Source organism: Pseudomonas eucalypticola, assembly GCF_013374995.1.
Lineage (GTDB): Bacteria > Pseudomonadota > Gammaproteobacteria > Pseudomonadales > Pseudomonadaceae > Aquipseudomonas > Aquipseudomonas eucalypticola.
The window spans coordinates 2,498,451-2,512,563 of sequence record NZ_CP056030.1; the positions used below are offsets into that span (position 1 = coordinate 2,498,451).

10 protein-coding genes and 1 pseudogene are annotated in these 14,113 nt (G+C 66.5%); 5 read left to right on the forward strand and 6 right to left on the reverse strand.

Translation table 11 applies throughout. The annotated features are described in order from the left end of the window. Positions 1–48: 48 nt before the first annotated feature. Complete coding sequence (locus tag HWQ56_RS11500) at positions 49–909, forward strand: LysR family transcriptional regulator (protein WP_176570554.1); 861 nt, start codon at positions 49–51, stop codon at positions 907–909. 324 nt (positions 910–1,233) lie between these two features. After that, a pseudogene (locus HWQ56_RS11505) lies at positions 1,234–2,450 on the forward strand (GGDEF domain-containing protein). A gap of 30 nt (positions 2,451–2,480) precedes the next feature. Here HWQ56_RS11505 and HWQ56_RS11510 read toward each other — a convergent pair. From HWQ56_RS11510 to poxB, 6 genes are all read right to left on the reverse strand, one after another. Next, a complete protein-coding gene (locus HWQ56_RS11510; RefSeq protein WP_209008709.1) occupies positions 2,481–3,542 on the reverse strand; it encodes an MBL fold metallo-hydrolase in 1,062 nt (353 codons plus the stop codon). A gap of 240 nt (positions 3,543–3,782) precedes the next feature. Next, positions 3,783–4,820 carry an HlyD family secretion protein gene (locus HWQ56_RS11515; RefSeq protein WP_176570556.1) on the reverse strand — a complete coding sequence of 346 codons (1,038 nt, stop codon included), beginning with the start codon at positions 4,818–4,820 and terminating at the stop codon, positions 3,783–3,785. Continuing rightward, the gene (locus tag HWQ56_RS11520; RefSeq protein WP_176570557.1) at positions 4,817–6,895 is read right to left on the reverse strand and encodes a hypothetical protein; all 2,079 of its coding nucleotides are present in this window, start codon (positions 6,893–6,895) and stop codon (positions 4,817–4,819) included. The genes HWQ56_RS11515 and HWQ56_RS11520 overlap by 4 nt, the downstream gene beginning before the upstream one ends. A gap of 15 nt (positions 6,896–6,910) precedes the next feature. Beyond that, positions 6,911–8,239 carry a glycosyltransferase family 2 protein gene (locus HWQ56_RS11525; RefSeq protein WP_176570558.1) on the reverse strand — a complete coding sequence of 443 codons (1,329 nt, stop codon included), beginning with the start codon at positions 8,237–8,239 and terminating at the stop codon, positions 6,911–6,913. Further along, a complete protein-coding gene (locus HWQ56_RS11530; RefSeq protein WP_176570559.1) occupies positions 8,239–9,606 on the reverse strand; it encodes a TackOD1 domain-containing metal-binding protein in 1,368 nt (455 codons plus the stop codon). Before HWQ56_RS11530 ends, HWQ56_RS11525 begins: the two co-directional genes overlap by 1 nt. Before the next feature lie 179 nt (positions 9,607–9,785). Beyond that, positions 9,786–11,504 (reverse strand): ubiquinone-dependent pyruvate dehydrogenase, encoded by a 1,719-nt coding sequence (poxB, locus tag HWQ56_RS11535; protein ID WP_176570560.1) that lies wholly within the window; start codon positions 11,502–11,504, stop codon positions 9,786–9,788. Between the two features lie 214 nt (positions 11,505–11,718). Here poxB and HWQ56_RS11540 point away from each other — a divergent pair, with 214 nt between their 5' ends. Genes HWQ56_RS11540 through HWQ56_RS11550 form a run of 3 tightly spaced genes read left to right on the forward strand, consistent with a single transcriptional unit; the run spans position 11,719 to position 14,086 of the window. Next, complete coding sequence (locus HWQ56_RS11540; protein WP_158158644.1) at positions 11,719–12,468, forward strand: 5-oxoprolinase subunit PxpA; 750 nt, start codon at positions 11,719–11,721, stop codon at positions 12,466–12,468. Beyond that, positions 12,465–13,169: a 5-oxoprolinase subunit B family protein gene (locus tag HWQ56_RS11545; protein WP_176570561.1), complete on the forward strand. Its 705-nt coding sequence runs from the start codon at positions 12,465–12,467 to the stop codon at positions 13,167–13,169. Before HWQ56_RS11540 ends, HWQ56_RS11545 begins: the two co-directional genes overlap by 4 nt. Then, positions 13,166–14,086 (forward strand): 5-oxoprolinase subunit C family protein, encoded by a 921-nt coding sequence (locus tag HWQ56_RS11550; RefSeq protein WP_176570562.1) that lies wholly within the window; start codon positions 13,166–13,168, stop codon positions 14,084–14,086. Before HWQ56_RS11545 ends, HWQ56_RS11550 begins: the two co-directional genes overlap by 4 nt. Positions 14,087–14,113 lie beyond the last annotated feature (27 nt).

The following is a 14,113-nucleotide window of genomic DNA, read 5'->3' on the forward strand; positions in this document are numbered from 1 at the left end:
GTGCGAAAATTCCGCAATTGCGCATGGATGACTGGAGAAAACGCACCGATGTTCGATTGGGAAAACCTCCGCTTTTTCCTCGCCGTTGCCCAGGCGGGCACCCTGTCTGGCGCGGCCCGGGCCTTGAAGGTCGACCATGCCACGGTCAGCCGGCGGCTCAGTGCGCTGGAGGCGCAGTTGCAGGTACGCCTGGTCGACCGGTTGCCACGGGCTTGCCTGCTCACTGCCGTGGGTGAGCAGGTGTTCAAGCTGGCCGGTGATATGGAAGCCAGTGCCTTCGCGGTACAGCGGACCGTGCGCGCCGAGCAATCGCCCACCGCGGGCCATGTGACCATCAGCGCGCCGCCGGTGCTGGCGAGCAATTTTCTGGCGGGTAGGGTGGGCGCGTTCCGCCAACGCTATCCCCACGTGCAACTGTCCATCGCCGGCCAGACCCAGAGTGTGTCGCTGGGCCGCCGTGAAGCCGATATCGCGGTCCGGTTGTACCGGCCCACCGAGCTGGAGAGTGTCATTCGCAAGGTGGGCAACATGCCCTGTGCGTTATACGCCAGCCTCGGCTATGAATACGCCGACGTTCCAGCGCGCTGGGCGTTCATCGCCTACGAAAGCCAGTGGGCCGATCGCGAACATCAGAAATGGCTGGTCAGGGTCGCGGCGGGGCGCCCCATCGCCTGTGGTCTCAGCGATATCACCACCCAGCACGCTGCGGCGCGCGCGGGTGTGGGCGTGGCCGGCCTGCCGGTCTTCATGGGTGACAATGACCCGCAATTGCGGCGGCTGCCGTGGGAGGGCGAGGCGTTCTGCCCGGAGATCTGGCTGGTGGTGCACCAAGACCTGCGGCATTCAGCACTGTTGCGGGCGGTGATGGAGTTTTTGGTGGAAGTGTTCGCCGAGCAATTCGAGGCGTGACCGCAGAGCGCAGCACCTGGGTTTCAGGAGGCGTGCGATCACGCGGCTGAAGGTTGGCCCAAAGAGCAGGTAGTGCCGACAAGCGGCTTCATCTTTAGCAGTAGCTGGCCGATACCCTGATGTCCTGCACTAGGGTCTGTATGGCAGGCGAGGAAGCGGAGTTTACGTGTTGTAAATGAGCATTCCGAGTCTGTTTTCAACGCAGCATGGCCGAGTTGGGATGCATTTCGTACAGAGCCTTAACACCAGAACCGCCACGGACATGGGCACGAACACCTCCTGGTACTGTCTCACTCCGACCTGAACCCAATGACCCGGTGCCGCATGCCTGTTCCTGCCCCCGACAGCTCCAGCCCCGACGATCCGCACATTCTGGCGCAGGTCGAACTCACGATTGCCGCCGGTGTGCGCACGCTGCGTTTCAGCCGCGACCTGGAGCAGCGTTACCAGCGCGACACCGTCCAGCAGCGGCTGAGGTTCATCACCGCCGTGGGCATCGGGGGGCACTGGTCTACAACCTGTTCCTGCTCAGCGACTGGCTGACCTTGCGCGATAAATTCGCCTGGGTGGCAGCAGGGCGGTTGTGCCTCATCACGCCGATGTTCGTCGCTTTGCTGTACTTCGGCCAGCGCCTGACGCGGCGCTGGGCCGTGGAAACCCTGGCAGCCACGGGCACGGTCGTGTCGTCATTGATGCCCCTGGTGGTGATGATCTACAGCGACAGCCCTTACCGGCTGCACTACCAGCTGGGCATGCTGCTGATCATGGTGTACTGCACCATGATCCAGCAGTTGCCCATGCGGTACGCCTCCGTGGCGATGTTGTGCATGCTCGTGATTCAGCTGGTGACCACGTACCTGGCGGATTTCGCCGATATCCGGATCTGGCAGGCCAACGCGCTGTTGTTCGTGTCCACGGTGGCGCTGTTGCTGATGGCCTCTTATTTCCTGGAGCGCGCCAGCCGCTTGAGTTATCTGTTCGCCTTGCGCGGGCGTTTGCTGCAGGTGCAGTTGATGGCCCTGGCCAGGACGGATGCCCTGACCCAATTGTTCAACCGTCGCTACCAGGGCGAGGTCATGGGGTCTATCTGGGCGGCCGCCGCCAAGGAGCCGGCTAGCGTGGCGGTGATTCTCCTGGATATCGACCACTTCAAAGCCTACAACGACAACTACGGCCACCTTCAGGGGGACGCGTGCCTCAAGCAGGTCAGCCGCGCGGTGCAACGCACGGCCCAGGAGCATGGGGCCCTGGCGTTTCGGTTTGGGGGTGAGGAAATCCTCATCGTGCTGGTGGATGCCGATGCCGCCCGGGCCCGGGAGCTGGCCGAAGCCTTCCGCGCCGCGGTGGCAGCGCTGGCGGTGCCGCACCCTGTGCTGGGCGAAGGGGCGCGTGTGACCATCAGCCTGGGCATCGCGGCCGCGATCGCGCCGCGGGTCAGCGCCAATGCCTTGATCGCCTCGGCCGACAGCGCACTGTATGACGCCAAGCGCGCGGGCCGCGACTGCCTGCGCTGCGCACGGCCCGAGGCGGTTCACGGCTGATGAAGGCCCGGCGGGTCGGGCAGAGGTGCCCTACGGCTTCAAGCGTATCATCTGCCCATGCTGCAACACCGTGAAGGCGCCCTCCGGCAAACCCGCCGCCTGGGTCGCTTCGTGGAGTTTCTTCGGGGGTTCATCCAGCGGTTCATCGGTCAGCTCGAACGTGCCCCAGTGAATTCCCACGGCCTGTTTCGCCCCCACGTCCTTGAAGATTTTCACCGCCTGTTCAGGGTCGACGTGCTGCGGCCCCATGAACCAGCGGGGCGCGTAGGCACCCACCGGAATCAACGCGAGGTCGAAATGGCCGAAGGCTGCGCCGATGCGGCGTGAGTCGCTGGAGTATCCCGTGTCGCCGGCAAAGTAGAACGAGTAGGGGCGGGCGGCCCCCGGCACTGTCTTGACCGCCCAACCGCCCCACAGGGTTTCGTTGCGGTCGGTGTAGCTGCGTGCGGACCAATGGGTCGCGGGCACGAACCAGAAGTCCAGGCCGGCGACACGGGTGTGGTCGCTCCAGTCCAGTTCCTCGGCATTGTCGATGCCCTTGCCGGCCAACCAGGCCTTGATGCCCAGCGGTACCAGAAAGCGCGGTGGCCCACCGGGCTGCGCGTTGAGGGCCTGGACGCTGGCGGTGTCCAGGTGGTCGTAGTGGCTATGGGAAATCAGTACCACGTCGATGTGCGGCAACTCGTTCAGGGCCATGCCCGGCGGGGTGCGGCGTTTGGGACCGGCGAAGGTAAAGGGCGACGCACGCTCGGAGAACACCGGGTCGGTCAACACATTGACGCCGTTGACCTGGACCAGGGCCGTGGAATGGCCGATCCAGGTGAGGGTATTGGTGCTACGGTTGGCTTTCAGCCAGGGGATGTCCGGGTGGGCCATGGGGAAGGCATAACCGTTTGCCGGTGGGGGCGGCAAATGATGGATGAACGCGTTCCAGCGCCACTTCCAGATGGACCCGCGTTGCAGGGCACCGTCGTTGTTTTCATAGCCCTCGTCGGTTCGTGGCGCGTGGTGAATACCGCTGGCCGCCAGTTGCTCGGGGACGGAGTCAACGGCGGTTCGCTGGCGGCACTGGCGCAGGTGGCGGCGCAGCACAGGGAAAAACTCCACAGCAGGGGCAGGCCAAGTCGGGGCACGGGATCTTCCTTCCAGCAGCATGGAGAAGGCGCCTGCACGGCGCCCGTTCACAGTGTAGAGCTTTGGTACGCCCCGCCGTTCCCTAAACCGCAGGTGCTGCGCGGTGTGAGTGACGCGGCCGGGTCCGCTGCTACGCGGTCGGTGCAGCAGCGGACCTGGCCGCGTCGTCGGAGCATGCGGTGCCGGGTGCCGCCGGGGTCAGAGGGTCAGGCCGAACAGGCTGAAGTGCTGGTGGGGGAAGCGGACGCGCACCGGCAGCGAGTCTATTCGCCACTCGTTGGCCAGCGGCTCGGTGAAGCGCGCCGGCACCATCAAGCCTCGGGTAGGGCTGCTGAACGGCTTGCGCAGATCGCTGGGCAGCGGGTTCGCGCTTTCAGCCGGATTGATCACCTGGGCGCCTACCCATTGACCATTGGGCAGGCGTACGTCCAGGGCTGAACCCGGGGTGGCATGTTCCACATCCTTGGGGTCCAGGTACACCCACAATTGCGCCGGGCCATTGCGCTCCAGGCGCATCAGCAAGGTCCCAGGGCCAACGTTTTCGCCGGGGGCGGTAATCACTTCGGCCACGCGCCCGCGCTCGCTGGCCTCCACATTCATGCGTGCCAGTTGCTGGCCCAACCACTGACGCTCCCGTTGCTGCTGTTGCTCGTAGCGCTGGTTCTCGGTGTTACCGCCGTTGCTCACGCTGCGCTCGAAGGCCAGCAATTCCGCTTCGCGGCTATCAAGGGCGTTCTGGGCGTCCAGCAGTTCGCCACGGGTGGCGGCGCCTTGCTGTACCAACCGGCGGGTATCGCTTACCCGTTGCGCGGCACGGTTGACCAGGCTCTGCAGCACCGCGCGGCTGTGGGCCCCCAGGTCGGCGCTGGTGCCCACGGTGGCCGTGCTGTCGGCCTGCAGCAAGGTCAGGCGCAGGCGCCATTCGGGGTTGTCCAGGTCCACCAGCGGCGTGCCAGCCTCCACGTGGTCACCGGCCTGCACGCGCAGGGCACGTACCTCGCCCGGTTGCAATGCGCGCACATCCAGGGTGGGCAGGCGCACCAGGGCCGGGGCCTCGATGCGCAACAGGTCCAGGCCGTAGCGGCCTGCCAGCCACAAGGCCGGCAGCAGGATGAGGAACAGGATCAGGTACCAGCGCAAGCGGAACGCCAGGCGTTTGCCAGGCGCATACAGCACCTGCATGCCGTTGTCCTGGGTGGGGTGCTGCTCTTTGGGGCTGTTGAATCGAATCTTCATGGGGCTCTCGGGTAGTCGGTCCAGGATTGCCAGTCGATGCCAGTCAGCCCGGCGGGCTGCAACGCTTGCTGCCAGCGCGCGGCCTGGGCCTGCAATTGCTGGGCATTGGCGTCTGCCCAGCTGAGGTCGGCGGGTTGGTCCGGCTCAACGCTCTGGGCCAGGCGCAGGTGCAGTGCCGGCCATTGACGGGCGATGGCCAGGGCCTTGGTGGCGCTGGACTCGGGGTTGCGGGTAAAAATCATCAGGCTGACCTGGCTCACCCCCAGATGCGGCAACTCGCAGGGCACGCACGGCGTGCGCCGGGCCTCGTCGCTGAACCAGCGCGGGTGGCTGGACAGGCTCAGGGGCCAGGGGCTCGCAGCCTTGGCTTCGCGTACGGTGTCGAGCCACTGGCGCAGGCGCTGGTCCGGGACCGGCCAGCCCAACTGTTCGACTTCCAGGTCCAGGTGCAGGCCATCGAAGGGCAGGGCGCCCAGGCGCTGGATCAGGGCAAGCAATTGTGGGCGCTGGCTGGGTTTGATCCAGGTCGCGTCGCCCAGCAGCAGGTTGACCTGCAGGCCTTGGGCGTGGGCGCGGCGCAAGAGCTGGGCGAGCAATGCCTGGGTTGCGGCCATGTCGGCGACCTGGCCGCCGTCCAGGCCTACATTGACCACCTGCATACCGGCCTGTTTCAGCGCCTGCAATTGCCGGTCCTGCTGGCTGGGGTCGAGCAGCGCCTGGCTGTGCCAAAGGTAGGTGCCTTGGCGCCAATGGGCTTCCACCGGCGCTGTGGCGCTGCCCTGCCACTGCAGCGACTGCCCGCCCAGCAACGCGTCGAACGCCGGGCCCTCGTCGCCGAACAGGCGCAGGGCTGCGTCTTGCAGCCACGCCGCATGCCAGGCGGCGATTTGCGCGAAGCCGGCGTTGTAGTGGTCCACCTCGGCCTGCAGCAAGCGCAGGCTGGCCTCGCCGGCGTCCAGGCCGGTGCGCTGGCGGCGCTCGCCGATGATCTGGTCCACGGCCTGGCGGCGCTCACTGCGCCACAGGTATTCATCCACGTTGCGCCGTTGCTGCTCCAGCACCTTGCCCAGTTCGCGCAGCAAGTTGCCGCGTTCCTGCTCCTGGGCCTGCACGGCGGCCTGGTAGCGCGCTTCGCCTTCGCGGCCACGGGCCGAGCCGTAGTCCATGAGGTCCACGGGCGCCGAAAAGGTCACCCCAGCGCTCAGGCCGCTGCCGTTGTCACCGGCACCGCTGCGCTGTTCCACCGTCTGGGTCACGCTGAAATACGACTCGATGGCGCTGTACCAGGGGCGCTTGCGGTCCTGCTCGGCGGTGGCCAGGTCGGCATTGCGCCGGGCCATGCGCGGGTTGCTTTGCAGTTGGTCTTGCCAGGCCCGCAGTGGCTGTGGGTGGCTGGCCAGGGCAGTGGCCTGGGGGGTGTCAGCGGCCGTCACGTCCACGCCCAGGCTGCGCAGGCTGGTGCGCACATCGTCCAGCAAGTCGGCCTGCAGGGCGCAGCGGTGGGTCACGGCAGTCCATTCGCTGGTCATCAGGCGGGCGTCGGAAGGCAGAATCCATTGGCCCTCCAGGCGTTTGCGAACCTGTTGCGCGGCGTCCTGGGCGGCTGCCTCGACGCCCTGGCACAGTTGCTGTTCCTGGGTGGCCCGCCACCAGTCGGCGTAGGCGCTGCGCACTGCCAGGCGTTGGCGGGCGCGTTGGTAACCCTGTTCGATTTCACCCAGCTGCGCGTCATGCTCGCTGGCGCGCACGGCATCCATGCGCCGGCGCAGGCTGCCCAGCAGCGGGTAGCGCACACCGATCGCGGCGTTGCGGCCGTAGTAGTCGTCGCGAAGGTTTTCGGTGACCAGTTCATGGTAGCGGCCGACGTTGGCATTGCCGAACATCTCCCAGCCACTTTCGCTGTCACGTTGGTCGCGGGCAGCGTAGCGGGCCTGCAACTGGGCACTGGCCGACGCCGTGCCGGCGCCGTCACCGGCTTCTTGCAGGGCCTGTTCAAGGGTCAAGGGGGCTGCCGTGGCCAACAGCGGCGCGCAGAAGGCCAGGGGCAGCAGGCGAAGTGCTGTTTTAACAATCATGGTGATGAAAAAGCCTTAGAACCGGTTGGCCCGTTTGAGTACCCACCAGGGCGCCATGCTCGATTCCTCGTGCCCGCGCCGCAGGGTTTCATTGAGAATGGCGACCACGCTCCAGCAACGCAGGGCGTACATCGCCAAGGGGTAGAACGGCAATATCCAGATCAGCGCCAGGTCCTGGCGCGGCCGTTCGCTGACCATCAGCATCAGGCCCAGGTACAACAGGCCGCTCATGGCCAGGTAGAGGGCGTAGATCAGCAGCGAATAGAACACGAAGGCACTGAATGGCAGGATGAACACCGCCACCAGGCTGTAGCCCAGGATGATGAAGGGCAGCACCAGCTGGAAGAACAGCCCGCTGAGCATCAGCATGAGGAAGTTCGGCCAGCCCAGCAGCCGTGGCGTGAACGCATGGCGGTGCTTGCGCAGGTAGACGAAGAACAGGTCACCGTCCCAGCGCAGGCGCTGGTCGAGGAAGCTGCGCAGGGTCGACGGTGCGTCGGTGTGGCCGATGGCCCGTGGTTCGAAGGGTATGCGCAAGCGGTAGCGGCGGAAGTAGCTCTTGATGCGCAGGGTCAGGTCCAGGTCTTCGGCGGTATGGGTATCCCAGCCGCCGATCTGGCGCAGGAAGTCGCGGCGAAACGCGCCGAAGGCCCCGGAGACATTGTTCACCAGGTTCCACTCCGCCAGGCCGATCTTGCACATGTGGATCGACAGCAGATACTCCAGCGCCTGGATGCGCGCGATCCACGACTGGCGGGCGTTGCGCACCCGCAGGCTGCCCGCCACTGCCGGCACCTTGGGGTCGACGAAGTGGCGCACCATGCGCACCACCATGTCGTTGTCGAACGACGTATCGCCGTCGACGTTGATCAGGATCTCGCCACTGCTGAAGGCCAGGCCGGTGTTCAGCGACGACACCCGGCCACCCCGCTGCCACTTGGCGATGGGCCGCAGCACGCGGTTGGCCGGCAGGCGTTGCTCGGCCTTGAAGCGGCGCACCACCTCGGTGGTCGTGGCGTTGGCGCTGGCGCCGTCGACGATAGGGATGATCTCGATCATCCCCGGGTACGTCTGTTCGGCCAGGCTACGCAGGGTCAGCTCGACGTCCTTGCCCTCGCTGTAGCAGGTGATGATCACCGACACTCGCGGGTGCCAGTTGCGGTGCAACGGCACCGCACTGTGCTCGCGAATGAACCAGCGCAGGGTACCCAGCAGCACCAGCAGGTTGAGCGGCACTTCCAGAAGCAAAAAGTACGGGAAGACCATCAGGAATAATTGCCAGTGACCGTTGGGCCCCTCGATCTGCGCCAGCCAGGCGTTGAGGTGGTCCAGTAACACGCCCATCAGAGTGCCCCGGCCAGACGCGCCATCAGCAGTTCGGCATCTTCCTTCTCGATCAGGTCCCCCGGCGCCACGCAGCCGCTGGTGGTCAACTGGATGTCCTGCAGGTCCTGGCCCACGAACAGTTCGCTGATCTGGTTGAGGCGCTCGGTCACCGTCCGCAGGCCTGGCGCATCCGTGTACATCAGTAGCAGCCACAGGTGTTCTTCGCTGGTGCGGGTGCAACGGTCAGTCTCGCGGATCGCCACCTGAATACGCTCGATCAGGCTGTCGAGCAGCGCGTGGCCCCGTTGCGGGCCCAGGCGGCGCAGGGTGACCCCCAGGTTGCGGAAGCGCAGGCCCAGCAACGCGAAGGTCGGCGTGCCATGGCGGGCGATCAGCTCCAGTTGCCAGTCGAGCAAGGTCTTGAAGGTGCTGACCCCTACCATGGCCAGCCCGCCGAAATAGGCGTCGCTGCTGCGCTCCAGGCCCTGGCGCGCGGTCAACTGGCCGGTTTCGGACAACTGGTAATCGCGGATTTCGCGCACCTGCAATTGGTCGGGGGCGTGGTGCTGGCCGCAGTCCAGGCAGCGCGCCTCGACATCCGCGTCGACGAAGAAGGCCTGGCAGGCATTGCAGCGGTAGTTCTCCAGCGGCCGGTCGTAGTCAGTGCCGATGTGACGCAGGCGGGTCAGGCAATTGGGGCACACCAGCACACCGTCCTTGAGGTACTCGGCCTGGGCACCGATGTGGCCGCAGGTGAAGCAGTGCAGCGATGGCTGGCGCACGATGTCCAGGGCCGTGCATTCCACGCACACGTCCACGTAGTTCAGGTGGCCGCTGCCGCAACTGCGGCACAGGCGGATGCGGTCCACCAGCGCGGTGCTGTCGAGCAGATGCCGTTGCGCAAGGTTGTGTACAAGGGCATGGGCGTTGACCTGGTCATCGCCCAGCGCATCCACCAACGGGTAGCTGTAGTGCCCCGGTGACAGGGGCGCGCGCACGGCTTTAAGGGTGCCGGGCGCGCGCAACCACAGGTAGGCCAGCACCTGGGCTTCAAGGCCTTCGGGGGCGCGACCCAGGTTGAACACCGCCAGGCGTTCCTGCCACTGCTGCCACGCGGCGTGCAGTTGGCCGGGCAACGGGCCATCGGTCAGGGCCTGGGTCAGGGGGTGATCGGTGGTGCAGTAGATCAGGGTCAGGCCGTAGGCCGGGTGGCGGCGCAGTTGCTCGGCCCAGCGGGCATTCTGCTCGCCGCCTGCGGTGAGTACCACGACGTCGCAAGGCGGCTGTGCAAACAGCGCCGCGGGGTCGGTGAAGCGGGGGCTGGCGGGGGGTAAAGCGTCATGGCCGGGGCCAAGTATGGCGAGGCGCAGGGTAGAAGCGGGCATCGGTCAGTCCAGTAAAAGTCTGGAGAGTCCGACCGACCAACGGTAACGAAAGTTCTACGAAATCAAATTTTTGTACAATTTCTGTAGCAGGCGGCCGCGAGGCCGCGTCAGCCTCTATCGGAGCGCGAGCCCCTTTGCAGCGACCCTGGGGCAAGCCCAGGGCCGCAGCTGCATGGCTTTTACCGCCACCAATTGCCCTTGGCCAGGTTGACCAGTTCCTTCGCGCGGCCATCGAGCACCGCCCGCATCATGAACAGGCCAAAACCCTTGACGTTGGCCGCCGTGATTTCCGGCGGCATGATCAACTCCTGTCGCTCGCTGACCACGTCCACCAGCACCGGGCCGTCGTGGGCGAAAGCTTCGGCCAGGGCGGCTTCCAGGTCCTGGGGCTTCTCGACCCGAATGCCCTTGACCCCCATGGCTTCGGCCATGGCAGCGAAGTTGGGGTTTTCCAGGTCGCAGCCTACGTCGACGAAGCCGCTGGCCTTCATTTCCATTTCCACGAAGCCCAAGGTGCCGTTGTTCAACACGATCACCTTGACCGGCAGCCTGGCCTGCTTGAGGGTCAGGAAATCGCCCATCATCATGCTGAAGCCGCCGTCGCCCGACAGCGACACCACTTGGCGGCCAGGGCAGGCGGCCTGGGCGCCAATGGCCTGGAGCATGGCGTTGGCCATGGAGCCGTGGTTGAAGGAGCCGATCAGGCGGCGCTGGCCGTTCATCTTCAGGTAGCGCGCGGCCCAGGCCGTAGGCGTGCCTACGTCGCAGGTGAAGATGGCGTCGGCGTCGGCCATCTCGCTGACCAGGCGGCTGACGTATTGGGGGTGGATAGTCGCGCTGTTCGGGCCGCTCTCGGCCAGGTTGTCCAGGTCTTTGCGGGTTTTGGCGTAGTCGGCCAACGCCGTGTCCAGGTGTGCCGTATCCGTGCGTTCCGCCAGCCGTGGCAGCAGTTGCTGCAGCGTATGGCGCACGTCGCCGATCACCCCCAGTTTCAGCGGGCAACGGTTGCCCAACGCCTCGGGGCGCAGGTCTATCTGGGCCACGCGGCCGTGCTCGGGGAAGAACTGTCGATAGGGAAAGTTGGTGCCCAGCATCAGCAAGGTGTCGCAGGCCTTCATGGCGTTGAAGCCCGAGGCGAAGCCGATCAGCCCGGTCATGCCCACGTCGTAGGGGTTGTCGTATTCCAGGTGTTCCTTGCCGCGCAAGGCATGGACGATGGGGGCCTTGAGCCGGCGCGCCAACGCCACCACTTCCTCATGGGCGCCGGCGCAGCCCGCGCCGCACAGCAGGGTGATGCGCTTGCCGGCTTCGAGAAAGTGCGCCAGCTCGTCCAGTTGCAGCGCCTCTGGTACCACCACCGGCGGTTGCGGTGCCAGCCACTGGCTCACCGGTGCATCCAGCGATTCCAGCGCCACGTCACCGGGGATCACCACCACGGCCACGCCCCGGCGGCTGACCGCTACGCGCATGGCACGCTCCAGTACCTGGGGCAACTGTTGGGGGCGTGACACCAGTTCCACGTAGTGGCTGCAGTCCTTGAACAGGGACTCGGGGTGGGTGGCCTGGAAATAGTCGATGCCTATTTCGCTGCTGGGAATGTGTGCGGCGATCGCCAGCACGGGTACACCGCTGCGGTGGCAATCGAACAGGCCGTTGATCAAGTGCAGGTTGCCTGGCCCGCAACTGCCGGCACACACCGCCAGTTCGCCGGTCAGGTGCGCTTCGGCGCCGGCGGCGAACGCGCCGGACTCTTCGTTGCGCATGTGCACCCAGTCCAGGCCGCCGAGGCGGCGCATGGAATCGGTGAAGCCATTGAGCGAATCGCCAACCACGCCGTAGACGCGCTGGACGCCTGCCTGCTTGAGGGTGTTGACCATGAAATCGGCGGCTGTGGGCATTGCGGGGCTCCTTGAAGGGGGGGATCAAGGGTGGGAGTGCAGGGAGGGGCAGGTGTTCCGTGGAGGATGATTAAGAAATCGACAGGTTGCCAATTGTGGGCTGCACGGCGCTGGCAGCCGTGTACCGAATGCGTTCTGTACCCAGGGTATTTCCCCCACCTACCCAAAACCCAGCATAATGCCAGGTACCCCCCAAAAAACCGGGAGCCCCCTGATGAAACGCCCCCTGCTCAACTGCGACATCGGCGAAAGCTTCGGCGCCTGGACCCTGGGCCTGGACGATGAAGTGATGCCGCTGATCGACTGCGCCAACATCGCCTGCGGCTTCCACGCCGGTGACCCCGGCACCATGCGCCGCACCGTGGCGCTGGCGGTCAGGCACCAGGTGCGCATCGGCGCCCACCCCGCCTACCCGGACCTGATGGGCTTTGGCCGCCGTAGCATGGCCTGCTCGGCGCAGGAAATCGAAGACCTGGTGCTGTACCAGGTAGGCGCCCTGGACGCCATGTGTCGTGCCGAAGGCAGCCGCGTGCAGTACGTCAAACCCCACGGCGCGCTGTACAACGACATGATGGCCGACCCGGTGCGCCTGCGTGCGGTGATGAATGCCGTGCGCGCCTACGATCCGCAGTTGCCGCTGATGCTCATGGCCACCGCCGACAACCGCGCCAGCCAGGCGCTGGCCGACGAAGTGGGGCTGGCCCTGTGGTTCGAAGCCTTCGCCGACCGCGCGTACGAGCCCGATGGCCAACTGGTCAGCCGCCGCCTGCCCGGCGCGGTGCATCACGACCCACAGGCAGTGGTGGCCCAAGCGCTGGGGCTGGCCCGTGGCGAGCCGCTGGTGGCCCGCGACGGCAGCACCCTGCGTCTGCAGGTCGACACCCTGTGCGTGCATGGCGACAATCCCGGCTCGGTGGCCGCCGTCAAGCAGATTCGCGAGGCGCTGGACGGGCTGGTGGCATGACCCCAGCCATCGAAGTCGCGGCCATTGACTGCCTGACCGTGCGCCTGTTCGAGGTGATCGACGAAGCCAACGTACCGTGGTTGCTGGCCGCCGCGGACCGGCTGCGCGGCACTTTCGGTGCCGCCCTGGTGGAGTTGGTGCCGTCGTACACCACGCTGATGCTGCAGTACGACCTGATGCAACTGGACGACGCGCAAGCCCGTGCCTTGTGCCGGCAAGCCCTGGTTGACCTGGCACCTGCGCAGGCGAGCAGCGGGCGCGAACTGGCGCTGCCGGTGTGGTACCACCCAAGCGTAGGGCCTGACCTGCAAGCCCTGGCTCGCCAGCGCGGCTTCAGCGTCGACGAACTGATCGCCTTGCACAGCGGCCGCCCGTACTCGGTGTTCGCCTTGGGTTTCGCCCCGGGGTTTGCCTTCATGGGCCTGGTCGACCCGCGCCTGGCCAGCCCACGCCTGGCCACGCCACGGCAGAAAGTGGCCGCCGGCAGCGTCGGTATCGCCGAGCGTCAGACGGCCATTTACCCCGCCGTATCGCCGGGTGGCTGGAACCTGGTAGGGCGCAGCCCGGCGCGGTTGTTCGACCCGTCGCTGGAGGGCTTCAGCCTGTTGCGCCCCGGCGACCGGGTGCGCTATGTACCCGTCCAGCGCGAAGAATTCCTGCGCCTGGGTGGCGACGACACCCCCATGGAGGCCACGCCATGAGCACATTGATGGTGGAGCAGGGCGGGGCCCTGGCCACGTTGCAGGACAGCGGTCGCTTCGGCGTTCGTCATTTGGGCCTGACCCAGGGGGGCGCCCTCGATTGGCTGGCCCAGTCGTGGGCCAACTGGATGCTCGGTAACCCGCTGGGGGCTGCGGTGGTGGAAGTTACCCTGGGCGGTTTGCAATTGCACTGCCAGGGCGAAGGCTGGCTGGCCCTGGCCGGTGCCGACCTGGGGGCCACCCTGGATGGCCAGCCGGTGGACGTCTGGCGCCCTTTCAAGGTGCAGGCCGGCCAGCGCTTGTGCTTCGCCAGCCCCCGTTGCGGTGCCCGTGCTTACCTGGCTGCGCCCGGCGGCCTGTGTGCGCCATTGCTGGCGGGCAGTTGCGCCACGGTGGCCCGCGAAGGCCTGGGTGGGCTCGACGGCCAGGGCCAAGCGCTGGCCCCAGGCGATTGCTTGCGGTGGCAGGCCGAAGCCACGGTGATCCGCGCCGTGCCCATGGCGCTGATCCCGGACCTGCGTGCGCCGGCCGAACTTGAACTGATCCTGGGTGCCCAGGCAGGCGGCTTCAGTGGCCAGAGCCTGTTCAACGCGTTCGACCAGCCCTGGACCGTCGACACCCGCAGCGACCGCATGGGCCTGCGCCTGACCGGCACGCCGCTGCACTACGGGGGGCCGGGGCTGGTGTCCGAGGGCATCCCCCTGGGCGCGGTGCAAGTGCCGCCCGATGGTCAGCCCATCGTGTTGCTCAATGACCGCCAGACCATTGGTGGGTACCCCCGGCTGGGCGCCTTGAGCCCGCTGGCGGTCGCGCGGTTGGCGCAGTGCCTGCCGGGCGATGACGTGCGGTTTCGGCCTGAGGTGGCGTATGCGGCGCAGCGTCGGCACAGGGGGGCGATGGTGGGGTTGCTGGGGTAGCAGGGCAGGACAGGGATTGGGGCAGGG